At 45.1% G+C, this 23,261-nt stretch carries 22 protein-coding genes, 1 tRNA gene and 1 other RNA gene; 7 read left to right on the top strand and 17 right to left on the bottom strand.

Annotated elements, in window-relative coordinates:
• Positions 1 to 24: 24 nt before the first annotated feature.
• Positions 25 to 492: a tRNA adenosine(34) deaminase TadA gene (gene tadA / locus I1A59_RS04655; RefSeq protein ID WP_196091650.1), complete on the bottom strand. Its 468-nt coding sequence runs from the start codon at positions 490 to 492 to the stop codon at positions 25 to 27.
• Between the two features lie 11 nt (positions 493 to 503).
• Entirely contained in the window at positions 504 to 1,793 is a 1,290-nt protein-coding gene (locus I1A59_RS04650) for an adenylosuccinate synthase (RefSeq protein ID WP_196091649.1), read from the bottom strand.
• A 340-nt stretch (positions 1,794 to 2,133) separates the two neighbouring features.
• Here I1A59_RS04650 and I1A59_RS04645 point away from each other — a divergent pair, with 340 nt between their 5' ends.
• The gene (locus I1A59_RS04645) at positions 2,134 to 2,985 is read left to right on the top strand and encodes a hypothetical protein (protein ID WP_196091648.1); all 852 of its coding nucleotides are present in this window, start codon (positions 2,134 to 2,136) and stop codon (positions 2,983 to 2,985) included.
• Complete coding sequence (locus I1A59_RS04640) at positions 2,982 to 4,247, top strand: toxic anion resistance protein (protein WP_196091647.1); 1,266 nt, start codon at positions 2,982 to 2,984, stop codon at positions 4,245 to 4,247. Before I1A59_RS04645 ends, I1A59_RS04640 begins: the two co-directional genes overlap by 4 nt.
• A gap of 390 nt (positions 4,248 to 4,637) precedes the next feature.
• On the opposite strand, the gene I1A59_RS04635 is transcribed toward I1A59_RS04640, so the two are convergent.
• From I1A59_RS04635 to I1A59_RS04620, 4 genes are all read right to left on the bottom strand, one after another.
• On the bottom strand, positions 4,638 to 4,925 hold the full coding sequence (locus tag I1A59_RS04635; protein WP_196091646.1) for a rhodanese-like domain-containing protein: 288 nt from the start codon (positions 4,923 to 4,925) through the stop codon (positions 4,638 to 4,640).
• Between the two features lie 6 nt (positions 4,926 to 4,931).
• Positions 4,932 to 5,375, bottom strand: a complete 444-nt coding sequence (dtd, locus tag I1A59_RS04630; protein WP_196091645.1) for a D-aminoacyl-tRNA deacylase — start codon at positions 5,373 to 5,375, stop codon at positions 4,932 to 4,934.
• 9 nt (positions 5,376 to 5,384) lie between these two features.
• Positions 5,385 to 7,604 (bottom strand): bifunctional (p)ppGpp synthetase/guanosine-3',5'-bis(diphosphate) 3'-pyrophosphohydrolase, encoded by a 2,220-nt coding sequence (locus I1A59_RS04625; protein WP_196091644.1) that lies wholly within the window; start codon positions 7,602 to 7,604, stop codon positions 5,385 to 5,387.
• 65 nt (positions 7,605 to 7,669) lie between these two features.
• Complete coding sequence (locus I1A59_RS04620; RefSeq protein ID WP_196091643.1) at positions 7,670 to 8,884, bottom strand: hypothetical protein; 1,215 nt, start codon at positions 8,882 to 8,884, stop codon at positions 7,670 to 7,672.
• A gap of 92 nt (positions 8,885 to 8,976) precedes the next feature.
• Here I1A59_RS04620 and I1A59_RS04615 point away from each other — a divergent pair, with 92 nt between their 5' ends.
• Positions 8,977 to 9,630, top strand: a complete 654-nt coding sequence (locus I1A59_RS04615; RefSeq protein WP_196091642.1) for an HD domain-containing protein — start codon at positions 8,977 to 8,979, stop codon at positions 9,628 to 9,630.
• 142 nt (positions 9,631 to 9,772) lie between these two features.
• Here I1A59_RS04615 and pelG read toward each other — a convergent pair whose 3' ends face one another.
• The 7 genes from pelG to I1A59_RS04580 all read right to left on the bottom strand — a co-directional run bounded on the left by pelG (position 9,773) and on the right by I1A59_RS04580 (position 17,974).
• On the bottom strand, positions 9,773 to 11,221 hold the full coding sequence (pelG, locus tag I1A59_RS04610; protein WP_196091641.1) for an exopolysaccharide Pel transporter PelG: 1,449 nt from the start codon (positions 11,219 to 11,221) through the stop codon (positions 9,773 to 9,775).
• Complete coding sequence (gene pelF / locus I1A59_RS04605; protein WP_196091640.1) at positions 11,221 to 12,618, bottom strand: GT4 family glycosyltransferase PelF; 1,398 nt, start codon at positions 12,616 to 12,618, stop codon at positions 11,221 to 11,223. The genes pelG and pelF overlap by 1 nt, the downstream gene beginning before the upstream one ends.
• Positions 12,619 to 12,648: 30 nt before the next feature.
• Positions 12,649 to 13,548, bottom strand: coding sequence for a hypothetical protein (locus I1A59_RS04600; protein WP_196091639.1), 900 nt, complete (start codon positions 13,546 to 13,548; stop codon positions 12,649 to 12,651).
• Between the two features lie 3 nt (positions 13,549 to 13,551).
• On the bottom strand, positions 13,552 to 15,291 hold the full coding sequence (locus I1A59_RS04595; RefSeq protein WP_196091638.1) for a hypothetical protein: 1,740 nt from the start codon (positions 15,289 to 15,291) through the stop codon (positions 13,552 to 13,554).
• Positions 15,292 to 15,792: 501 nt separating this feature from the next.
• Positions 15,793 to 16,542: a 16S rRNA (uracil(1498)-N(3))-methyltransferase gene (locus tag I1A59_RS04590; protein WP_196091637.1), complete on the bottom strand. Its 750-nt coding sequence runs from the start codon at positions 16,540 to 16,542 to the stop codon at positions 15,793 to 15,795.
• A gap of 1 nt (position 16,543) precedes the next feature.
• Positions 16,544 to 17,491, bottom strand: coding sequence for a 50S ribosomal protein L11 methyltransferase (gene prmA, locus I1A59_RS04585; RefSeq protein WP_196091636.1), 948 nt, complete (start codon positions 17,489 to 17,491; stop codon positions 16,544 to 16,546).
• Positions 17,492 to 17,503: 12 nt separating this feature from the next.
• Entirely contained in the window at positions 17,504 to 17,974 is a 471-nt protein-coding gene (locus I1A59_RS04580; RefSeq protein WP_196091635.1) for a DUF3013 family protein, read from the bottom strand.
• Positions 17,975 to 18,046: 72 nt separating this feature from the next.
• Here I1A59_RS04580 and I1A59_RS04575 point away from each other — a divergent pair, with 72 nt between their 5' ends.
• The 3 genes from I1A59_RS04575 to I1A59_RS04565 all read left to right on the top strand — a co-directional run bounded on the left by I1A59_RS04575 (position 18,047) and on the right by I1A59_RS04565 (position 19,639).
• Complete coding sequence (locus I1A59_RS04575; RefSeq protein WP_196091634.1) at positions 18,047 to 19,309, top strand: replication-associated recombination protein A; 1,263 nt, start codon at positions 18,047 to 18,049, stop codon at positions 19,307 to 19,309.
• A gap of 65 nt (positions 19,310 to 19,374) precedes the next feature.
• Positions 19,375 to 19,567: non-coding RNA, 6S RNA (gene ssrS, locus I1A59_RS04570), on the top strand.
• Positions 19,567 to 19,639, top strand: a tRNA-Lys gene (locus I1A59_RS04565). Before ssrS ends, I1A59_RS04565 begins: the two co-directional genes overlap by 1 nt.
• Positions 19,640 to 19,854: 215 nt before the next feature.
• On the opposite strand, the gene I1A59_RS04560 is transcribed toward I1A59_RS04565, so the two are convergent.
• The 4 genes from I1A59_RS04560 to I1A59_RS09780 all read right to left on the bottom strand — a co-directional run bounded on the left by I1A59_RS04560 (position 19,855) and on the right by I1A59_RS09780 (position 22,353).
• Positions 19,855 to 20,667 carry a DUF692 family multinuclear iron-containing protein gene (locus I1A59_RS04560; protein ID WP_196091633.1) on the bottom strand — a complete coding sequence of 271 codons (813 nt, stop codon included), beginning with the start codon at positions 20,665 to 20,667 and terminating at the stop codon, positions 19,855 to 19,857.
• Positions 20,664 to 21,764: a hypothetical protein gene (locus I1A59_RS04555; RefSeq protein ID WP_196091632.1), complete on the bottom strand. Its 1,101-nt coding sequence runs from the start codon at positions 21,762 to 21,764 to the stop codon at positions 20,664 to 20,666. The genes I1A59_RS04560 and I1A59_RS04555 overlap by 4 nt, the downstream gene beginning before the upstream one ends.
• On the bottom strand, positions 21,742 to 22,152 hold the full coding sequence (locus tag I1A59_RS04550) for a hypothetical protein (RefSeq protein WP_196091631.1): 411 nt from the start codon (positions 22,150 to 22,152) through the stop codon (positions 21,742 to 21,744). The genes I1A59_RS04555 and I1A59_RS04550 overlap by 23 nt, the downstream gene beginning before the upstream one ends.
• 69 nt (positions 22,153 to 22,221) lie before the next feature.
• A complete protein-coding gene (locus I1A59_RS09780; RefSeq protein ID WP_282097648.1) occupies positions 22,222 to 22,353 on the bottom strand; it encodes a hypothetical protein in 132 nt (43 codons plus the stop codon).
• A 114-nt stretch (positions 22,354 to 22,467) separates the two neighbouring features.
• Between I1A59_RS09780 and I1A59_RS04545 the strand changes: the two genes are divergently transcribed.
• A partial coding sequence (locus I1A59_RS04545) for an IS30 family transposase (RefSeq protein WP_196091630.1) occupies positions 22,468 to 23,261 on the top strand: 794 nt, incomplete at its 3' end.

Raw genomic sequence — 23,261 nt, 5'->3', positions numbered from 1 at the left:
TGGAGAAAGTTCCAGCCTTATTTTTCATTTTTTCCTTCTTTCGCGGAAAAAGCGCTGCATAATCCCTGCACACTCTTCTTCCAAAATCCCGACCTCAACCTCTACTCGATGATTGAGGCGGCTATCTTCGAGAATGTTATAGAGACTACCAGCAGCTCCGAATTTAGGATTGGTTGCCCCATAAACAACTTGCGGAATTCGAGCCAAGCCAATGGCACCGCTACACATGACGCAGGGCTCGATGGTCACAAATAACGTTGTATCCAAAAGGCGCCAATGCCCCTCATGGGCATTGGCAGCTTCAATTGCCATAATTTCTGCATGAAGAACGGCACGATTCAGAGTCTCACGCGCATTGTGGCCACGTCCGATAATCTGACCGTCTTTTACTAGAACACAACCGATGGGAATTTCCTCCAAGGCCAATGCCTTTTCTGCTTCCGCCAGAGCTTCACGCATGAAGGCTTCTTTTTCTTCTAGACTATAGTCCATCGAGGTTGCTCCTATTGACTCCAAACACTTTCTAAAATGTTGGTTTGTTCCCGACCTGGACCAACAGAGAAGGTTGAAATCCGAACACCCACCAATTCTGAAATTCGACGAACATAGTTACGAGCATTTTCTGGCAATTCTTCCAAGCTGCGAACGCCTGTGATGTCTTCAGACCAACCTGGCATTTCTTCATAGATTGGACGGCAACGTTTGAGCTGTTCCAAGCTAGCTGGGTAGTAATCAATGCGCTCACCATCAAGATCATAAGCCACACAAATTTTCACGGTGTCCAAGCCGCTGAGGACATCGATGGAATTAAGGGAAAGGTTTGTGATCCCTGAAACACGACGGGAATGACGCATCACAACTGAGTCAAACCAACCAACACGACGTGGACGACCTGTAGTTGTTCCGTATTCATGACCGACCTCACGAATGCGATCACCGACTTCATCAAACAATTCTGTTGGGAATGGACCATCTCCAACTCGTGATGTATAGGCCTTGCAGACACCTACTACCTTGTCAATCTTACTTGGACCAACTCCTGATCCGATGGTAACCCCACCAGCGACTGGGTTGGAAGAGGTTACAAATGGGTAGGTTCCTTGGTCAATGTCCAACATAACGCCTTGTGCACCTTCAAAGAGAACCCGTTTCCCTTGATCTAAGGCGTCATTCAAGATAACAGAAGTGTCTGTAACATACTTCTTGATTTCCTGTCCGTAGGCATAATATTCTTCAAAGATTTCCTCAAAATCTAAAGCCTCAGCGCCATATAACTTTTCAAAAATTCGATTTTTCTCAGCAAGGTTGATTTGCAGGCGTTCCTTGAAAATATCCCGATCTAGGAGGTCTGCAATCCGGATTCCAACCCGTGCCGCTTTGTCCATATAAGCAGGTCCAATTCCTTTAATCGTAGTCCCGATTTTATTTTCGCCTTTAGCATCTTCTTGCAGTTGATCCAAACAGATGTGGTAAGGCAAGATTACATGTGCCCGATCAGAAATACGAAGGTTATCGGTTGAAACTCCTTCTTCTGCTAGGTACTGCAATTCTTTCACCAAGGACTTGGGATTAACCACCATCCCATTTCCGATCACAGAAATCTTCTCAGGGAAGAAAATTCCTGACGGGATTAAATGCAATTTGTATTTCTTTCCATCAATCACAATGGTGTGCCCAGCATTGTCACCACCTTGATAGCGGGCGATTACTTCCGCATTCGCAGATAAAAAGTCCGTAATCTTCCCTTTTCCTTCATCACCCCATTGGGTTCCCACAACAACAACTGAAGTCATTTCTCGTCTCCTGCTCTTTTTCGAGTGGTCGGGACAAAAAGTCTCAACCTTCCTAACTTAACTAGTAAAATCACTCTGAGTCCGTCTACTTGTGTCCACTTCTATTCCTTGTTCGCTTTTTGGACTATAAATCCGATTTAAACATGTTTTCACAAGCATATCCACGAACAAAACTCTGTTCGGACACACTCTAAGAAGTTTTTACGTCCTATTATACCTAATTTTCGGAATTTTTTCAATTTTTATGCAGTCCTCTCAGACTTCCGTCGGAAGTTCCACCCATTTCCCCCACAAATCCCCTTTTTTTGCTAGAATATTCTTAGGAAGATAGAGGTTATATATGAACAGAAGAAAATCCTTTTTTCACAGTCGTTTTTATAATTCCAGTGCGATCACCATCCTACTCATCTTACTATTTCTTTTCTCGACCATGATAGATCCACTAGAAATTTTAATGCTGCCAAGTCTCCTCTTTATCGCTGCCCACCGTATTCATGTTTCTTCTAATAAAAAATTAAGAATAGAGTACCTGCGTCAGGATATCCAGAAGGTGGACCTCGATTTAAAACAGCTAGACTTTTTTCGAGACAAGGGCGATATCCAGGCCTACCAGGAATTGGCTGGTCCAACCTTGGAACGGTTGGAAACAATCCAAGCTGAGGCCATTGACCTACGCAAAAAACTAGGCCTCAAGCGCTACAATACCATTAGTAAAACCGCTACTAAGAACCAACAAAAAGTCAACTACCAACTCCAAGAATACAAACAACTAGACTATCAGGAACAACTTCGCCTCAAGGAGGCTTATGTGGAACCTATAGACGATAACCAATGGGAAGGTCCAATTCCTGAAGAAATTCGAGAAACCTATCTCAACATCCAAAAGGATCATCAGGAAATTATACGCAAAATCGAAAACTCCACTGGTGGCAACCAGCAAGAATTGATGGCTGTCCACCAAAGCCAGATGAAGAACTTCCAAGAAATCCTCAATGGTTACCTCAAGATTTACCAAGATCCAAAAGATTACTATCAGGCCCAACAACGCCTCAAGAAGGCACAAGTGGCTATGGAACAGTTCGACCTACTCTTGGACGAAACCCTTAAACAATTAAACGAAACCGACATGCGGGACTTCGAAATCAGCCTCCGCATTTTAAGCCCTGAAAACGAAACAGGAGAACATAAATGAGCGAATCCTTCAACTTTGACATTGACAACATTGCGAACAAGGCCCTCAAACAGGACAAGACCAGTGAAATTATCCTAGCCAGTGATCCTGGAAATCCCAACACACCCAGCCTGCAGTTTTTTGATAAACTCACTCCCCAGCAACAATCTGCTATCCAGGACCGTACTCCACAACTGGTAGACCAATTCTTGGAAGATAAAAATTCCCTTTTGGATTTCGGACAAGAGGCTGTGGAAAACGTCAACATCACGGTCAATAAAATCCTTAGTGAGCAGAAGAAGCTGGAAATCCCACAAGTAGACGACATTCTCAGCCAGACAAACCGCGAATTAAACGGCTTCGTCGCGAAGTATAAAGATGCTAAACCAGCCGATCTCGAAGAGAAACCAAATTTCTTGCAAAAACTCTTCCGTCAGGGCAAGAACAACCTGCAAGAATTCTACTTCGACTCCCAAAGCATCGAGAAAAAAATGGATGGGATGGCCGCAGCTGTTGTTAACCAAGAAGAAGTCTTGGCCCGCAACATTGTCTCAGCTGAGATGCTAATTGAGGAAAACACCAATTCTATCGAAAATCTAGTCGGAGTCATCGCCTTTATCGAATCCAGCCAAAAAGAAGCTGGCGATCGCGCTTTCCAACTCCAACAGGAAGTGGCTAGCCTTGACCCTGCTAGCATCGATTACCAAGTCAAATCCGATCAGTTGGCTCACCTAACAGAAGTGGTCAATATGCTCGAAATCCAACACACGGAATACATTAGCCGCCTATACGTAGCCTGGGCAACCACCCCACAAATGCGGAACTTGGTCAAGGTCTCTACGGACATGCGGCAAAAATTAGGGATGCTCCGTCGCAATACCATCCCTACTATGAAACTATCGATTGCTCAACTCGGAATTCTCCAACAATCCGTCCGCTCTGGTATGACCGCCGATGCCATTACCAATGCCAATAATGCGGCCCTAGAGCTTCTAGCAGAAACCAGCAAGGAAGCCATTCCAGCCTTGGAACGGACCGCTCAAAATCCAACCATGAGTGTCCAGGCTGTGACAAAGCTGGCCGAAAGTTTAGTCGTGCAAAATCAACAAATTATCCAAGCCATCGAAGACGGTAGACAAAAACGGGCTCAACTGGAACAAACCATCGTTGAATCGGCCAACAGTATCAATGATTCTGTCAAACTTCGCGACAAAACCATTATTCAAAGCCTCCTTAATCAGGGTGTTTCGGCTCAAAAAGAAGTCGAACAACATACTGAATAAGGCTGAGCGAAGACTTCTTGCAGACAGTGGAACTTCAATTTCCAGATAAAAAACTCGTCCTTCCTCTAAATTTATACTCGAAACAGTTCGAAATCTGAAACGAATTGTAATCCAGGAATTGGATTACAATTTAATAGGTAATGAAGCAAGCATCGCTTGCCATCAATCTGATGACGATAGTTCAACGGGTCTGGAAGACCTGTTGAATTTTGTCAATGAAGCGTGCAAGACACGCAATCAATGAGTTCGGCGAAGAGGCTTGACAAAGTCAGATTTTGAAATTCAATGAGTCTAAAAGAGTATAGCGCAGACCAACTCTATGCAGAGCCCCTTAGCTAGCATTGAACCCCAAAAATCCCGTCAAGTCCTTTTTCGACTTGACGGGATTTTTCATCTTTCATAAGTAGCCCAGCCATCTACAATCTGAACGACCTGATAGCCTTGTTTCTGTAAGAGAGCACTAGCACGCTCAGCTCGGATCCCCTTGGTACAGACTACATGATAGACTGTGTTCACGTCCAATTGGTCTAAGCGATCTGCCAATTCGGGTTCGGGAATATTGAGAGAACCCTCAAAGTGTCGAGGAGCGAAGTCTTCGCGATCTCGAACATCTAACACAGCCACTTCTTTCTCATCCAGCAAGGCCCCCAATTGGGCCATCGTCATTTTCTCCATCATAACCCCCTAAGGATTTTTACTGTCCAGTAAAATAGTCACTGGCCCATCATTCACCAGAGCCACCTGCATATCCGCCCCAAAAACACCTGTTTCAACAGGAACAAAGTCCGCTAAGAGCTGGTTAAAGTCCTCATAAAGGGACTTGGCCAAATCTGGTTGGGCTGCCCCGGTAAAGGCAGGGCGATTGCCTTTTTTAGTTTGGGCGAAAAGAGTGAATTGGGAAACGGATAAGATGGCGCCTCCAACATCCTGAATGGAACAATTCATTTTCCCTAGGTCATCGGAAAAAATTCGCATATTGACGACCTTCCGACAAATATAGGCTAGATCATCCGCAGTATCAGCAGGACCAATCCCTACCAACAAGAGAAAGCCAGTGCCAATGGCAGCTTGAACTTCCCCATCAATGGAAACAGAGGCTTCCTTTACTCGCTGTAATACAACCCGCATAAACAGCTCCTATCCATTTGTCCTTTTAACAGAATACACATCCGGAACATTCTTGATCCGATCCACGACCGTGGTCAAGTTGGCTAAACTTGAAATACCAAAGGAAACGTGGATGGTGGCGAATTTCATATCCTTGGATGGTTGAGCATTAAACATGGAAATATTCTTGGTTGAATTGGAAAGCACCTGCAAGACATCATTGAGCAGACCTGTCCGATTGAGGCCGTAGATATCAATATTAGCGGTATATTCCTTATGGCCTGAGCCAGTACTCTCCCACTCAACATCCAAGAGTCTTTGTTCATAGTTTTCTTGCGAACGCAGGTTCATACAGTCTTCGCGGTGAACCGCAACCCCACGTCCCTTGGTGATATAACCAACAATGGCATCACCCGGAACAGGGTTACAACACTTGGCCATCCGGATGAGCAGGCCCGGTGCACCTTTCACAGAAACTCCTTCTTCCTGTCTAGACTTGGTGTTGGCAGGCTTATCACTCTTGATTTCCCCACCTTGAAGGAGTTCTTCAGCTTGGGCACGTGCCTTCTCGCGTTCAATCTCTCGGCGTTCTTTTTCCGTCAAGCGGTTAAAGACAGAAATGGCAGAGGCTTCCCCAAATCCAATGGCTGCATAAAGGGCCTCTTCAGACTTGTAGCTAGATTTTTCCAAATAGACATCCAAGTGTTTCTTATCCAAAAACTGATTGGCCTGCATATCATGCTGCTGGAATTGCTCCACCAAGAGCTCCCGTCCCTTATCAATCGACAAGGCCTTATCTTGATTCTTGAAGAACTGACGAATGCGGTTGCGGGCCTTGCTGGTTTTAACAATGTTAATCCAGTCACGACTTGGACCAAAGGAATTGGCTGAGGTGATGATTTCCACCTGATCTCCAGTCTTAAGTTTGGTGGTCAATGGCACCATCCGGCCATTCACTTTTGCACCAGTAGCCTTTTCCCCAACCTTGGTGTGGATTTCATAGGCAAAATCGATTGGCACGGAATCTTTGGGGAGGGCACGGACCGCACCGTCTGGTGTAAAGACATAAATTTCTTCCGCCAGAAAGTCTTGTTTAACCGTATCCACAAATTCCTTGGCATCCCCAGATTGCTCTTGCAAGTCCATCATCTCGCTAATCCAGTTCATACCAATAGCGGATTCTTTACTGTCAACCTTGCCCTTAATCCCTTTTTTATAAGCCCAGTGAGCCGCAACCCCGTACTCGGCAACTTCATGCATTTCCTGAGTCCGGATTTGAAACTCAATCGGCCCTTTGGGACCATAGACAGTCGTATGGATAGACTGATAACCGTTAGCCTTTGGATTGGCGATATAATCTTTAAAACGTCCCGGCATTGGCCGCCATAGTTCATGGACATACCCCAACATGGCATAAACTTCGCTCGGTGTTTCTAAAATACAGCGAATAGCGATGAGGTCATAGATTTCTTCGAAACGCTTTTTCTTATCCTGCATTTTACGGTAGATGGAATAAATATGTTTGGGACGACCATAAATCTGACCATCCAAATTCCGCTCGGCTGCGTACTTAGTGATTTTAGCAACCACTTCATCCACGAGCGCTTCCCGTTCTCGCCGTTTTTCTTTCATCAAATGGGTAATCTTATAAAATTCAACCTCATTCAAATAGCGGAAGGATAAATCTTCCAGCTCCCACTTGACGCTAGAAATCCCCAAACGATGGGCCAAGGGTGCGTAAATATCCATAGTCTCACGGGAAATCCGTTCCTGCTTGTCCTTGCGCAAATGCTTAAGAGTTCGCATATTGTGCAAGCGGTCGGCCAGCTTCACCAAAATCACGCGCATATCCTGAGACATGGCCATCAACATCTTACGGTGGTTCTCAGCCAACTGCTCCTCATGAGACTTGTACTCCACCTTCCCCAATTTGGTCACGCCATCCACAATCAGGCGAACCTCTTTGGAAAATTCACGCTCCAAATTGTCCAAGGACACAACTGTATCCTCCACCACATCGTGTAGGAAACCACAAGCCACGGTTACCGCGTCCAACTTCAATTTGGCTAAAATTCCAGCAACCTGAATCGGATGAATGATATAAGGCTCACCAGACTTACGGAACTGACCACTATGGCGATCAATTGCATAAATCAAGGCTTTTTGAACGAAGGCCACATCCTCAGGTGATAAATATTCTCTCGTAAGGGCAACAACCTGGGCCCCTGTTAAATTCTCTTCTTTTGACATCCTGCTCCCCCTTGTTCTTGTCCCCTATTTTACCATTTTTCCTTTGGTATGAAAACACTCCAAGCCTATAGAAGCAAGCCTCCAGCCCACTTTTCCCCTTTTTGAGAAAAAATCCAAAGAGGTTTTTTGATCATCGGATCTTCGATACTCAAGCTTAAGAACTTGTAAGCCAGCAAGGGCCAGGAAAGCCAAGTCACACACCGCCTCCTCTGCCCCGCAACCAGCCGCGTCAAATCCAAAGACAGCCGCTTTCGCCCCCGCTCCCCCTGCCAAGTCTCCCAATTAAGGGAAACGGACCAAGCAAAGGGAAAGGCTGCCACTCCCCTATTCTCCCAAGTCAAAATAAGGCAAGTCCCCATCAAACTAGACACAAATTGGACCTGCGGCAACCAGATCTGATACCCCAAACAAGCCGCTACAGCCTGAAACGTTTCGGAATTCCGAGGCAAAGCTGGCCCCAAAAAAGACAAACCCAACCCTCGCATCTGAGCCAGCAAGTCCCGTCCTGGCGGCGCCCACAAACAATGAGAGGACCACTCACCCCCTAGCACCCGCTCCACACCAGCCTGCCCCAAGCCACACATCTGAGCCCCATCAAACGATGGACCGCCCCCCATCAACTCCTCCAGCCAAACCCGCGTCTGAGCCAGATCCCCCAGCTCATCATGATAAAAACCATAAGACTTCCCCCAGTCCAGCCAAGCAAAAGGACGCCGCAGACAAAAATGACAGTCTCGAAAAGCCAGCAGCCAAGGATCTACGTAAAAGCGCTGGGCAAACTCCCCTTGGGGCAATGGTCCCAAGTTAGCAAGCTGGTGCCACTCCCCCCAATGGCCCAATCCCCCTAACTCTACATAGGCCACCAGACCATCCTGCCCCCAAGCTTTCCCCAAAGCCAAGACCAAACGCTGATAAGCCGCCGCTAAATAAGGATGATGATAATCCGGAACTAGACCTCTTCCAAATGGACTGATATAGGGTTTGGCAGGAACCTTCTCCAAGATCCAAGCTGGCAAACCCGACGTCCCCTTAGAACTAGGACGATCTAGGACGAGTCGAAAAACCAAACGTTGTCTTCGCTGCCGTAGGTGGGAGAAACCCAAACGCTGCTCCCAACCCACAAAAGCGAACTCCCCCTCTTTGGGCTCCAAATCCCGCCAGGTCAAGGATAAAAAGCAAAGACGACTCTTCCTAGCATCTAAACTTCCAATATCTGGCGCATACCCCACTAAGGGGCGCTCCTGCAAGACTTGATACTGCCACCGTTTACTCTGATACATCACTCTCCTCCATAAAAGCAGACCCTTCCCTTCCCCACCCAAACATGCTATGCTAATGAGAGAAAGTAGATTTTCACCTAGAAAGGAACCTCATGACTGACAAGACGATCATTCTAGAAAAAGCAAGAGCCTATGTCTTGCAAGAATTAAAGGATGAGACCTCTGGCCACGATTGGTGGCATATCCACCGGGTCACCCAAAACGCGCTCCACATCGCCCAAGAGGAAGGGGCCGATCTCTTTATTTGTGAACTAGCCGCCCTTCTGCACGATATAGCAGATGCCAAATTAAATGAAAGCGAGGCCGCTGGACTGCAAAAAGTACAGGACTGGTTAATCCGTAACGGGGTTTCTCCTAATGACCGTGACCATATCCTCCACATCATCCAATACATGTCCTTCAAGGGAGGCACCCAAACCCTTATCTCCTTAAGCCTCGAAGGGCAGGTTGTCCAAGATGCTGATCGCCTAGATGCCCTAGGGGCTATCGGAATCGCACGAACCATGGCCTACTCTGGTCACTCTGGCAGACCCATCCACGACCCCGACCGAAAACCCCGAGAGCAACTCAGCTTGGAAGACTACCGTAGCGGTCAAGACACAGCCATCCTGCACTTCTATGAAAAACTCCTCAAGCTCAAAGACGGCATGAACACTGCCTATGCCAAGAAACTAGCCCAGGGACGACACCAATTTTTAGAGGCCTATTTAGAGCAGTTTTATGCGGAATGGGAGGCAGAACGCTAATACTCATGAACTGTTATAGTCTTTTAATTTCAAAATCTGACATTCAGTGAATCTATGGATTGCCAACCTTGCACGCCTTATCGCCGTTATTCAACTTTTGAAAGAGCCGAAAAACCCGGGACGACGTCCCGGGTTTACTTGTTTATTCGAATTTCGCAAAGATTTCTTCTAATTTCTGAGCTACATTTGTATAGGTATGTCTGGTTTTCAAGGCATCTTGAGCTAGACGACCTAGCACATGATAGGTCATCTGCTCTTGCAGCTGGCCTAGTCTCCTACGCGCCAAAAACGTGAGGATCAGACTAGCTAAGAGGAAACCACACCCCAGATAGGCTGGGGCTAGCCAAGCTAGCAGGCCAGTCAAGCCCAAGGATAGGGTCGCAAAGACCTGGGCTAACTGCTTGGCTCCCCGATAGTCCGCAAAATAGAGCAGGGTAAGAAGATAGGCATTGGCAATACCATAGATTCCGTAAGCCAGACATAACTGATTCAAAAGGAATAGACTCCCAACTGGCAAACTGGCCTCCATCGGTAAGAGCAGAAGATTGAGCCCCACCATGAGCAAACTGGTCGCAATGACCTGTTTCCAAATGAGATAGCCCAATTCCCTCTGTAATACCCGCATCATCTCGCGCTCAGCCTGTTGCAGACTGAGGTAATTCCCTTTTTTATTATATAAAAGGAAAAAACGATGAAAGTGCGGATAGAAGAAGACTTCAACAGAAATAACATAGGTGACCAGGCCAAAGAGGGTTAGGAGAAAGGCCAAGAGCAGGCCAAACTCATAAGCAGGAGCTTGGCGAAAGAGGCCTGTGACCTGCTGGCTCAAGGGACTATAGAGGGCCACAACGATATGTCCATAGAGCCCTAGGAATAAAAGGGGGCCAACAGGGGCCAAATCGGCATAGTCATCCACCCGCCGTAAAAAATCAAAGGAGAGACGGTGATTGCTAGGGTAGTGCAACAAAATCTGCCCGACCATCCGAATCAGGATAAAGCCATAGGCCAGACAGGCTCCTAAGAGCAGTCCCTGATTGAGACCAAAGAAGGAAGCTAGACCACCCGTCAAGACCAGGATTCCGGCTGCCAATACAAAGGCCTTACTAATGGAGCGGTACTCCTGAATGGCGGTTAGATACTGGATGGAGTTCCAAATCAAGGTCAGAACCCCAAACAAGAGTAAATTCAAAAGATAGGCCCATGGTCCCAAACCAGCGAAAAGAAGGAAGGTACCATAGATCACCGTCCCCAGAAGGAGCAGCAAGACACTAGAGGCAAAAAAGGAAGACAAGACCTGATCTTCTCGGTCCTGGTAGAGACTATCGGCTAGGTAGCGACTGACCAGATAGGAGAAGAAGCTCTGTATCCCTAGAGAGGCCAACATCGCGTAGGTGATTCCTGTCAATACCTGCATCCGACTGCTCGCATCTATCAAGGTAAATTGAGCTAAAACCTGTACCAAGCCAACCAAAAAGAGACCGAGCAAGAAGGGACCGACGTAAATCAGACTGGTAAACCCATAAGCCTTTTCCTTAGACAAGGGTGTCTGCTCATCGTAGATTTTTCGTAATTCAAAACCGATACCGGCCACTAGCTCAACCTCCCTTCATACATGTGTTGGTATTGCTTAATCATTTGTTGGTGTTGATAACTGCGCGCCACTCTTTGGCGACCCACCTGCCCCATCCGCCAACGAGCCCCTTCAGACAGGGCCATCTTCGTCATAGCCTGTCCCAAAGAATGACTATCCGTTGGTGGAACCGTGTATCCTGCCAAGCCAAGGTGATCAAAAGGTCCACCTTCTAAGAGTTCTCGGCAAGCACCGACATCCGTTGTCACACAGGGCCGACCAGCCGCAAGCGATTCGAGAACGGCCAAAGGTTGTCCCTCTGACAGACTGGAAAGAACCGTGAAATCCAAGTCACGCATATAACTACGAACATCCACGCGCCCTGCAAAGATTACCCGATCCAAGCCCAAATCTTCCACCAGTTGGTAACACTGCTGAGCATAGTCTGGATCAACCGTATCTCCCAAAATATGCAAGCGCACGTAGGAAAGTTCCTGACTCACATCCGAAAAGGCCCGAATCAGATTCAATACATCCTTAATAGGTGCCAACCGAATCACAGCACCGATGTCTACCCAGTCACTTGGTCCCTTGAGAGGAATCCCATTAAAGCGCTCGTAGTGAATTCCGTTGGAAATCACCTTCGTTTTCTGAGCAGGAGCCCCCAAGGACACTTGGATTTTCCGAGCATTTTCAAACAGGGAGGTGATCCTCTCAGCCTGGTCATAGGCCACCTGGGCCAATTGGTTAAAGTACTGAACCCAAGCCTGCTTCATTGCATGGAGAACCCAGCTAGAACTGAGAATCTCTTCCTCCCGCTCACGGCTATAAATTCCATGTTCCGTCACAAAAAGCGGTCGACCCGTCTGATGACTAGCCATCGCTCCCAAAAGTCCGGCATACCCTGTCGAAATAGCATGATAAGCATCCGCATCTGGAATTTCTGCCCCCAGAACCGTCAAAAGTGGGGTAAACATGGATTGAATTGAATAGTAATAATCGGTAAAAGGAACCAAGGGGTAAGACCGCTGGGCTTCTGCTTCTACCCAAGTGATAAAATCCGCACTTCGAGTCAGCCAAGCTGGATCCAAGCATCCTTCTTGGGCCGACTGGAAAAGCTGAGACCAAGAAGGCTCCTCCCCCTGAATAAGAGCTTGTACGTTCGATTTTTCCTGCTTCCTCAAAACAGGGGTTCCATCAGAGCCAACCTGTGGTGGCTGATCGAGGAAGACCTCATGGAAGGCCACGACATTGGCAGGCATCTCATAGACCGGATCCGTAGACACTGAACCTCCTGGATGCACCGTCCAAATCACAAACTCATGTTCTGGTAAGGATTGAATATAGTCATGAGCCCAACTTGACACACCTCCATGAACATAGGGGTATGAACCTTCAAAAATAAGGGCAATTTTCATACTCTTCTCCTTTCATAAGCTCCATCATTTCTAGACACGACCTTCCAAACGTTGTTCCCAGAACCGTAAATGAGCTTCATTCTCATGGGTAATATAAATCCCTTCTTCCCGCACAGAAGCCAAGGCCTTACGGAAATTCCAGGCATCATGTAATTCAAAATAATAGCGAAGTAGAAGCATCCAGACTTCTTCCTGATCCGACCAAGTCGATAAGAGGTGGTAGAGCTCTGCTTGAGCTGCCTCATAATCTTCCAAATCCAACTGAATTTGTGCCAAGCGGAGATGCCCCTTATAGTTATTGGACCGCTCCACCTGCTCCTTGGCCAATCGGCCTGCCTGCAGAAGATAAGCACGACGAGCCTGCCCTTCCAACAGTCCCGACCCCAAGTAGGCCTCTAAAGCTTCCTGATACTTTTTGAGACGCGCAGGCTCATGAGGCGCTTCCTCATAGAACTGCCGCAAACTCCGAATGCCCCGCTCATAGTCCTCCTGCAAACCTGCAATCACACTAGCCGCATAGTGGACAACCTCAGAATCACCATGTTGGCGGGCCATATAGAGCAACTCCAAATTATCCTTAGCCTGCTCCATGGGCAAGTCCAACAACAAGCCGCGAGCCACCTGACCATCCTCCAACAACAGCGCCGTCTCCAGAGGTAGAACCGGATTCTGATGCGGATCCACATCCACCCCCTTAGATTGGGTGGTCACATCCCATTCAACCGGTTCTTCCACCAATTTTAGATCCAATTCAATTTGTTGACTCAAATGAACAATAGAAAGCAGCAAGGGACCGAAAATCGGTAGAAGAAAGGCAAAAATCACATAATAACCAGGAAAATGAAAGACTCCCCGTTTGCCTTGTCTGGTCAAGTAACTAGCCCAGATCAAATGGAGGGCCAACACAAGGCCCATAAAGGTCCATTCCATAGACTAGCCCTCCCCATTCAAATGCCCCAAGGACTTCTGAGCCTCTTCCCTTTCCAGGAAGAATCCCAAAAGCTGGGCGAAAAATTCAATTTGCTGGGACTCCTGCAAATTCATGTGCTGGAAGTCCACCCCTTCAATCCAAAGCAAATAAGCAACCTGACCTGAACGCTTGATACTAACAGCGTAAGCTGGATAGCCAGCCAAGAGATCCGCATTCACCCACGAGGAGCCCTCCTGAATACGCGTAGCGACACGTGGAAGCGCCGATAAATCAATCTTTTGCGGCATCCCTTCCTGCTTGCCAACCACCAGATGGGCGGTTACTAACCCTTGATCAAAACGGTAAATCCCCATATCTCGGGCTTGAATCTTGGTATCCAACTGACTCAAGGCTTCAGAAAAGAGGGCCTCCCCCGGAGCCTGAGCCAGATGGTTGAAGAGGGTCGCGAAGTAACCAAAACCACCCCGTTCGCTCAGAATCTGATAACGCAAAGATTGTCGATCTTCGAGCACATGACGGTAATTTTCTTGCAAGGCTTGGTGTTCCGACATCAGAGCAGCCTGCTCCGCCCGCAAGGTTGCTTGCCGATCCAGGTTTTGCATCTGCAGGTAACCCGCTAAAGCTGTAGCCAGAACATAGGCCAAAACCTGTAGCCAAAACGCAGCCGAACTCAGCAGACTCAAAGCTTGCCCTTGAGCGAAGGCGACTTGAAGGAGCAGAACCACCCCCATAGCCAAGAATCCCTTCTTCATCCCCCGAGCCTGGGCCACAAGGACCAGATAAAGGAGTGGGAAGGAGAGAGAGAGGCTAAAAGACTGCTGGGCCACAAGCAACTGCAAGCCCTGGGCTAGCAAAGCTCCCAAAAGGAGAAGAACATAGTCCACCCAAGGGGCAGTTCCCTGGTCTACAGGAACCCAAACCTTTTCATCCACTCTAAAATCACCCAGCTGTGGCAGTAGAGCCATTACCTCTACTGGCTCAGACCACTGGTAGCGATCTGTTAGCCGATTCCCTTGGATAGGCTGGTACAGTTCTTGCTCCTGCCCTCGGAAGTAGATTTCGTAACCTGTTAACTCTTTATTTTTTTGCAAAATGTCCGCAATCTCCCCAAAAGTCGCCGGTTCACTTGGGAACCAGGTCAGGGTTTCTGTTTGGCCATCCCAACTGTCTAGAACGCGGTAAATGAGTGAGGACAAGGTATCCAAGATTGCAAAGGGAGCTTCCTGATTCTCTCGCTCCGTAAACTCCAACCGTCCTTGCACCTGGACCTGTCCTAGAATCTTGGCAAAATAAGGCTCCTTCTCCCAGGTTGAAAAGAGGTACGGCAGCTGCAAGACCTTATAAGCTCGGCCTTGCCAGGACTTCAACAAATCCAACTCCAAATCCATCAACCCAGGTAGATTTGATTGAACTTGAGGACCTGTCAGATATAAGAATTTGCTAACGGAATCCTTTCCAAGCGCCAAAGCAGCCAATAATTCCCGGAGGGAGGCAAGAGACTGGGCACTAGGATTTTTATAGGTCAAGTGATCCGAGAAAAAGACCACTTGCTGAAAATCATAGGCTTCTAAAATTTCAGTCAGACTGAAGGGACTCTGCGCAGGCGACACCACTGTCACCTGCTGGTCTGTCCCTGCACTTATCTCTGACTCTCCAAAAATGAAAACCGCTCCCTGAGGGAAACTTTCTTGAATAAAGGTCTCCGTTACATAAGACGTATTCCCTATTAACAAAGTCCGCATATTCTGGCTCCTACTTTCCTTTTCCAAACTTTTCCTAAATCTGATTAGGGAACCTTTAGAGACAAGGCTCCCAATTTTATCAATATTCCTATTATACCATACTCTTCTATGGATTTTTGCAGCTATCTGAAAAAAGGCTGGGACAGAAGTCTCAACCTTTCGATTTTATACTGGACAAACTTCAAAATCGGAATACTCGAAAAATTTCAAAAAATGACTAGGAAAGCCGATGATGGTAGAACTGAAGTTCACCGAAGAGGCTTGACAACGTCAGATTTTGAAATTTAATGAGTATTAATTGGTGAAAATACATTGACGCAGTGGTTGATTGAAATTAGTTAAGTATAGTCTTTTAGTTTATCTTTTATTACTGTGTTAGCTCGTCTTGCCGTACTTCAGTACTGTCTACGACTCGCTGCCTTGTACTAAAAGTAAACTAAAAGACTATATACTCAACTGTCCCACTCTCCTCACGAATCTTTATCCTGAAACACCTTCCACTCACGCGTCACCAGACAATTCCAGCTCATAGCTAATGGCGCTGAGCAGATAGAAGGGGGCGGTTTCAGCTCGGAGAATCCGAGGACCGAGGCCGACCAGCTGGGCACCGTATTCCTGATAGGAGCTAATCTCTTGAGGACTGATGCCCCCCTCTGGTCCGACAAGCACCAGCACCTTCTGCCCCGCCGTTAACTGGCGAAGCACCTGGGCCAGACGGCTTCTTTCGCCAGCTTTAGCTTCTTCTTCATAGGCCACCAAGACATGGTCAAATTGATCCATTCGTTCCAACAGTTCAGCCTGGTTGGCCAGCAGTTCCACCTGAGGAAGCAAGTCTCGCTTGCTTTGCTCAGCTGCTCCCAAGACCACCTTCCGCAATTTCTCCTGGCGCTTGGCTAATTTTTTCGCATCCCATTTGACCACTGACCATTGGCCAGGGAAGCCCCAAATTTGGTGAACCCCTAGTTCGGTTGCTTTTTGGGCCACCAATTCTAACTTATCACCTTTAGGATAGGCGCAAGCCAAAGTCACCTGAACCGGCAATTCCTTATCAGCAGCTACAGGCTTCTCCAATTCGAAGAGAGCAGCCTCCCGATCTGTCAGTTTTGCCTGCCATTTTTCTCCTTGGTCAAAAACAAAAATCAGCTGTTCCCCTTCCTGCAGGCGGAGTACAGAAAATAAATGTTTGAGGAGATCCTTATCCTGTACCTGGTAAGGGTTGCTAACCGGACCTTGGACAAAATATTGCTGCATACTAGCCTCCAATCACACCTTCTGGGTTTTGGGTCTTTTTAAAGATCCCCGCATTCCATTCCCCTTCAATCATCTGACGCTCTAGGTAGAAGCCAGCAGCCTCTGCCGCCTCCCGAACCATGGTCCACTTATCCGCAATGATTCCACTCATGATCAAGTAACCTTCTTCTTCCAAGAGACGATAGGCATCCTCCGTCAGCAAGACTAGAATATCCGCTAAAATATTGGCAACAATCACCTGGGCTCGCTCTTCTACCCCAACCAAGAGGTTACCCGCTGCTACCTGAATCTGGTCAGAACCCGGATTCAAATCAATGTTCTCCTGGGCCACTTTCACAGCTACCTCATCCAGATCATAGGCAAAAACCCGCTCTGCTCCCAACTGAACAGCCGCAATGGATAGAACCCCACTACCGGTTCCCACGTCTAGAACCCGCTCACCCCCACGGAGGACCTGTTCCAGTGCATAGAGACTCAATTTCGTGGTTGGATGGGTACCGGTCCCAAAAGCCATTCCCGGATCCAACCGCAACAATTTCTCACCTGGACTTGGCTGATAATCCTCTGACCAAGAAGGGACGATGGTTAACTGGTGACTAATCCGAGCTGGCTCATAGTATTTCTTCCAATTCTCTGCCCAATCTTCCTCTTCCAACTCTTGGGACTCAATTCGGATAGCTGCTTTATCAAAATCCACCTGCGCTGCCTCAATAGCGACTTCCAAGTCCGTCCGCAGAACTGCCAATTCAACCTGTTCCGGATAGTAAGCACGGATGGTCACTGTCGGAAGAACATCTACCTCTGGCAACAATTCTCCGAAGCCATCTTCCTGTCGCTGAAATTCTTGACTGTCCTCAATCGCCACCCCCTGGGCACCCAGACCAATCAAGAGGTCACTCATCCACTCTTCTCCCTCACGATTTACCACAACCGCTAATTCTTGCCACATCCTTTTTTCCTCCTAATAACGCGGATAAGGGTAACGAAGTCCCTCTTCCACTTGCTCCAAACCACGATCAAATGCCGCTTGATCCCAAACCAACTCAAAATCTGCCGCTTCTTCATCTTGTAAAAAATCAAAGATGGCGTCCAAACCAGACTCGGCTAGATTTGACAAAAATTGTACAAAGTAAGTTAGAAACTCACGGGAAAACCCAACCTTAGGATCATAGGGCAGAACCGTCAGATAATCTGCCGCCTCATAGCGGGACTTGGCTGGATTGACAAACAAAAGCGACTCCTCTAACAAAAGCTCTTCCGCAAAAACCTGGTCCTCCTCATCAAGTAGAGCTACCTGCTCCTGATTGGCAATCTCCAACAAAAACGACAACTGAATCGCATGGTTCCGCTTATCCCATTGAATCTCATAATCAAAGGGAAAGGCCTTGTCCATCTCCTGGTCAAGAACCTCAATAAATCCATATTTAGCCATGGGGTGAGTCTCCTTCTCTGTGCTATAATAGTAGTTATTATTCTACCACAAGATTGAAGGAGGACGAAAGTCGTGAATCAAAACCTGGCCCTGAACATGCGCCCCACCAACCTAGACCAAATCGTCGGCCAATCCCACCTGGTCGGCCCTGGAAAAGTCCTCCGCCGCATGGTTGAAGCCGGTAAACTCTTCTCCATGATTCTGTACGGACCTCCCGGAATTGGAAAAACCAGCATTGCCAGCGCTCTAGCTGGCAGCACTGGTCAGGTATTCCGCACCTTCAATGCCACCACCGACACCAAACAACGCATGAAGGAAATCGCCGAAGAAGCCCGCTTCTCCGGCAGTCTGGTTCTCCTCCTAGACGAGATCCACCGCCTCAACAAGGACAAACAGGACTTTTTCCTACCTCTTCTAGAAAGCGGTCAACTAACCATCATCGGGGCCACTACCGAAAACCCCTTCTATTCCATCAACCCCGCCATCCGCTCCAGACTTCAAATCTTCGAACTCAAACCCCTGACCACAGACGAAATGAAGGCTGGCATCCAAGCCGCCCTCGAAGACCCTAACCGTGGCTTTGACTTCCCCGTCCAACTGACCTCTGAGGCCTTAACCTTCCTCAGCCAGGCCAGCAACGGGGACCTTCGTGCAGCCTATAATACCCTAGAATTAGCGGCTCTCTCAACCCCCAAAAACGAAGAGGGCCAAGTCCACCTTGACTTGAATATCCTCAAAGAATGCTTGCAAAGCAGCCACCTCACCCTAGACAAGGACGGCGACGGCCACTATGACCTCCTCTCTGCCCTCCAAAAGTCAATCCGCGGCAGTGATGTCGACGCCAGCCTCCACTACGGTGCCCGCCTCATTAAAGGCGGTGACCTAGACAGCATAGCCCGCCGCCTCACTGTCATCGCTTACGAAGATATCGGCTTAGCGAACCCACAAGCACAAATCCACACCGTCACCGGATTGGAAGCTGCCAAACGCATCGGCCTCCCCGAAGCTCGAATTATCATCGCCAATATCATTGTTGACCTAGCCCTCTCCCCTAAGTCCAACTCCGCCTACGCAGCCATGAACCAAGCATTGGCCGATCTTGAAAACTTCGGCTCCCTTCCAATTCCAGACCATCTCCGAAGCGGAACCCATGCCGGAAACAAACTACAACCTTATCTCTACCCCCACGATTACCCTGACAAGTGGGTGGACCAAGACTACCTTCCAAACTCCCTTAAAAACCGCCATTACTTCCAACCCAACCTGACCGGCCGCTACGAACAAGCTTTGGCAGCACGCAAAGACTGGATTGACAAAGCTAAAGCCAAAACATGATGGGGTTTCACTTTTTTAACTTTTTCTCTTGCCAATTTTAAAAAAAGTGGTATCATATATATAAAGATAGGCTGTGGTGTGCGAATTCATACCTAAGTGTTGACCGACTATTTTTTGTATAACCCGGGAGACAAAGACATCTAACCGCGTGCAGGCCGTTCCACACGGAAGCAGCTTCAGTTAGAGCATGTCACCCACCTGCTTATTTGCGCGGGTTCAATACAAACCATGAATTTTCGGCACCAATACAGCTATTTCCTTCCTTAGCTCAGCTGGCAGAGCAGCGGACTCTTAATCCGTGGGTCGCAGGTTCGATCCCTGCAGGGAGGATACGAATACAGACGAAAAAGCCTATTTTGTAGGCTTTTTTTGATACTCTTTTATGATTTGTCCGCCGTGTGTCCGTTTCCTGTGAAACTCGATTATTCAATCACTTCTTTCCGAAAAATTGGTATTTTTGGGAAGATAAAAACAACAATTTACAATAATACTAAAAGAGACTGCTTTCACAATCTCTTTTCTAAAAAAATCTATGATGTACACGTCTACTTAAAAATAGATGAAGCAAAAATATCTTTAAGTGCATTTACATCATTAAGAATATCTTCTGCAGAATTAACATTGAAATCTCTTTCCACTAGAACATATTCTAAATTAGTTAAAAAAGGTTTCACATATTTTACCGCTTCAAGTATTTCATCATCTAAATTATTAAAATGTGTGTCCTGATACACCCCTCTTTCATCTATCGTAAGACCAGATACATGCATTACTTTAACTTTATCAAAAGGATAAGATTCTACATACTGCTTAAAATCTTTATTATTCCTTTTACATGTAATATACATATTTGTTATATCAAGCATTAAAGAAACATTTGTTGATTGAATAACTTTATCAATAAATTCTGACTCAGTATATTGATCATTAGTTAATTCTGTTTGAGTAATATTTTCTATCAAAAAATTTTCAGGAAAATATTCAGCAATAGTAGGTAAATTATTTTGAAAAATCTCTAAACTCCTATCATTATATTCAATTTGTTGAACAGCAGTTAAATAAACATTGTCAATATAAGAATAGGCAATATGGTCAGAAAAATATTTAGAATTAAGAAATTCAGATACATAAAAATATTTATCTAGCATATCCTCTTGAGGTCCTTCAGGAGAAAATATTGATGTCCTTAAACAATGCAATCCCAAATCAATATTATTCAATCCAGATAATTCTTTAATATGCTTCATATCTTTAATATCCGTAATTTCTGGCATAATCTCTAAAAAATTTACATTTTTCACTAAAAGATCCAAAAATTGATTATGGATATGAGGTCTGTAACAAACACCGATTTTCATAAATACTTTTCCTTCCTAAATAATAAATAAAAGATAACAAGCAGATTTAAAACAAATAATCCTATTTCTAAAAAAGTTGCTTCCCTTCCAAATAAAGATAAAAGAATTGAAAAGAATGAACCATTTACAGTCAATGTTTGTAAAATGTACTTCATATCATTTTCTTGATTAACCTGTAAAAAATACTTTCTAACTTTAATTCCCAAAGAAATAAGACAGGCAGTTAAAAAACTAAAAATTATCGCTTGTAAAATTGGAAATATAGACAAAATTCGCAGAGAGAAAAATAATACAAACAATAATAAAGCAATATATTCAATAACAGTAGAAGTAAATAGCCACATGTGCTTTTTCTGAAGTTGAATTAATAAAATCGAAGTAATCCCCGGTAATAAGAAAGGTAACCACGAAATTGTATCCAGTCCACCTTCAATAAACGTTTTCGTAATCAAGGGAATCCAAATTACCATAGTTGTACCTGTAATCCCCAATAACAGGTATGATTCCTTTCCTAGAATCCCAACCTGCCTTTGAACAGATTCTAATTGAACCTTTTCGGTTAAAGAAAAACTAAAAAGAGAATTAAAAAAAAGGAAAATCATACAAAGATATAAAAAAAACATCCTCAAACTATCCCCTGATAATAAAATCCCTAAAAAGAACCCCAACATTTTAGAACCATTTCTTAAAAGTTGAATATTAAAAAAACCCGTGGTCAAGCTTAACTCTACTTTTAAAATTTGTTCTTGCAATATCAAAGCCATACAACTTATAAGAAGCGTAATCACAGAATACATCAATAAATAAAGTTCTAGCTGATCCTTAAAACTTATCAAACCAAAAAACATTGAACAAATCAAGAACGTAATCCAAGCGTAATTCCTTAAAGATATACTTTGAATCACAGTTGTTTTCTTTAGACCTAACAGTAACAAAAGATCTATTACAGAAGAAATCAGTAAAATTAACAATGTGTTTTGATTATTAAAACGAATCAAAGTACCAGTCATAAAGGAATAGAAAAAACCTGAAATTAATAAATTTAAAAAATAAACACAGTATATTTTCTTATCATTAGAGAGATCCATAACATCCATACTCCTTCAAAACACCATACTCTTTCATCAAATATTTTAGTTCTTGTTCAGATACCGTAAATCCAAAAATTTCATCATCTTTTCTAAAAAAACCGACGTAGGAATCACTTTTCATCATATAAATCGCATTTCGATTAAATAATAAACTTCTTGCTGCATACCTCAATACAGATTTACAAATTTCAAAATCAACATGTGAATTGATCAAAAAATTAACAAATGAAATATAAAAATATAAAGTAAATCTCCCATTTTCTTTAAAAAATAAATAAAAAACTCTATTAAAATCTAGCTCGACATCCAATAACTGAGGATGCCTCTCCAAGATCGTATATCTAAATTTCATTTCAGAACCCAGAGAACTAAATATCATATCTTTTCTATCCATGATACATCCTTCCTATACTTAAAAAGAGATGCAATAAATTGCATCTCCTAAACTATACCTAGGTAAGACTTACTTCCAGTCATAACAAGTTTCTTGTCCAATTCCTTTTTGTTTTGAAGATACTTCCGTAATGGTACGTTCAAAATCATAGCGTGTTTCTTGTGATGCTTGTTTCAGAGTTGTTGCTTTTTCAGTAATCATTGTCAGTACTCCTTTTTTTATTTTTCCCAATTTGTAAAATTAAGCTAGACACAAAAAGCCATCTATGTTAGGCTCAGATAAACTACCAAATTTGTCTGAAAGGAACTAACATAAATGACCTATAACCATCTTACTACAAATGAACTTGTAATGATAGAGGCATATTATCAAGAAAGCGTAAAAGTTGTCCAAATAGCAGAAGCACTTGGTAGATCCAAACAGACTATCTACAATGTTATCAACTTTCTCAAACAAGGTCATTCTGCTTATGATTACTATGAACAGTATAAGGAGAACAAAAAGCGCTGCGGAAGGAAGTTAACTACCCTTACTACTTCAGAACAAGAGTTTATTCAAACACATCTGGAACAAGATTGGAGTCTTGACGTGATAAAAGGTACTTATCCAGACAAGATTTCTTGCTCGATGAGAACACTTTATCGTTTAGCAGATGTCGGTGTTTTCGATAAGAAGGACTTTCCTTGGAAAGGTAAACGAAAACCGAATGGTAAGAAGGAAACACGTGGAAAGCAATCTTTCCGTAGAGACTTACGGGAAAGGGCCAGAGTCTATCCTGAGTTTGAGCAAGAATTTGGTCATCTTGAGGGTGACACAATCGTGGGTAAAAAACACAAAAGCGCAGTTATTACACTAGTAGAACGTTTTTCAAAAGCCATCATCACACTTAGAACCGATGGTAGAAAAGCAAGTGATATTGAATCCTCAATTGATCAGTGGTTATCACATCTTCCAAAGAATATCTTTAAGTCAATTACATTTGATTGTGGGAAGGAATTTTCGAACTGGAAATCCATTTCAAATGCTCACGATATCGATATTTTCTTTGCAGATCCTGGTTGTCCGGGACAGAGAGGTCTAAATGAACACTCTAATGGTCTATTGAGGCG

The organism is Streptococcus sp. NLN76 (assembly GCF_015686645.1).
Lineage (GTDB): Bacteria > Bacillota > Bacilli > Lactobacillales > Streptococcaceae > Streptococcus.
The sequence above is the reverse complement of the archived record's forward strand: the minus strand, read 5'-3'. Positions and strand labels throughout refer to the sequence as shown.

Coding starts and splice junctions, on each gene's coding strand:
- I1A59_RS04640 (WP_196091647.1), top strand. CDS start 2,982: ATGAGCGAATCCTTCAACTTTGACATTGACAACATTGCGAACAAGGCC.
- prmA (WP_196091636.1), bottom strand. CDS start 17,491: ATGTGGCAAGAATTAGCGGTTGTGGTAAATCGTGAGGGAGAAGAGTGG.
- I1A59_RS04580 (WP_196091635.1), bottom strand. CDS start 17,974: ATGGCTAAATATGGATTTATTGAGGTTCTTGACCAGGAGATGGACAAG.
- tadA (WP_196091650.1), bottom strand. CDS start 492: ATGGACTATAGTCTAGAAGAAAAAGAAGCCTTCATGCGTGAAGCTCTG.
- I1A59_RS04550 (WP_196091631.1), bottom strand. CDS start 22,152: ATGGATAGAAAAGATATGATATTTAGTTCTCTGGGTTCTGAAATGAAA.
- I1A59_RS04615 (WP_196091642.1), top strand. CDS start 8,977: ATGACTGACAAGACGATCATTCTAGAAAAAGCAAGAGCCTATGTCTTG.
- I1A59_RS04555 (WP_196091632.1), bottom strand. CDS start 21,764: ATGGATGTTATGGATCTCTCTAATGATAAGAAAATATACTGTGTTTAT.
- I1A59_RS09780 (WP_282097648.1), bottom strand. CDS start 22,353: ATGATTACTGAAAAAGCAACAACTCTGAAACAAGCATCACAAGAAACA.
- I1A59_RS04635 (WP_196091646.1), bottom strand. CDS start 4,925: ATGATGGAGAAAATGACGATGGCCCAATTGGGGGCCTTGCTGGATGAG.
- I1A59_RS04560 (WP_196091633.1), bottom strand. CDS start 20,667: ATGAAAATCGGTGTTTGTTACAGACCTCATATCCATAATCAATTTTTG.
- dtd (WP_196091645.1), bottom strand. CDS start 5,375: ATGCGGGTTGTATTACAGCGAGTAAAGGAAGCCTCTGTTTCCATTGAT.
- I1A59_RS04650 (WP_196091649.1), bottom strand. CDS start 1,793: ATGACTTCAGTTGTTGTTGTGGGAACCCAATGGGGTGATGAAGGAAAA.
- I1A59_RS04590 (WP_196091637.1), bottom strand. CDS start 16,542: ATGCAGCAATATTTTGTCCAAGGTCCGGTTAGCAACCCTTACCAGGTA.
- I1A59_RS04595 (WP_196091638.1), bottom strand. CDS start 15,291: ATGCGGACTTTGTTAATAGGGAATACGTCTTATGTAACGGAGACCTTT.
- I1A59_RS04645 (WP_196091648.1), top strand. CDS start 2,134: ATGAACAGAAGAAAATCCTTTTTTCACAGTCGTTTTTATAATTCCAGT.
- I1A59_RS04620 (WP_196091643.1), bottom strand. CDS start 8,884: ATGTATCAGAGTAAACGGTGGCAGTATCAAGTCTTGCAGGAGCGCCCC.
- I1A59_RS04600 (WP_196091639.1), bottom strand. CDS start 13,548: ATGGAATGGACCTTTATGGGCCTTGTGTTGGCCCTCCATTTGATCTGG.
- pelF (WP_196091640.1), bottom strand. CDS start 12,618: ATGAAAATTGCCCTTATTTTTGAAGGTTCATACCCCTATGTTCATGGA.
- I1A59_RS04625 (WP_196091644.1), bottom strand. CDS start 7,604: ATGTCAAAAGAAGAGAATTTAACAGGGGCCCAGGTTGTTGCCCTTACG.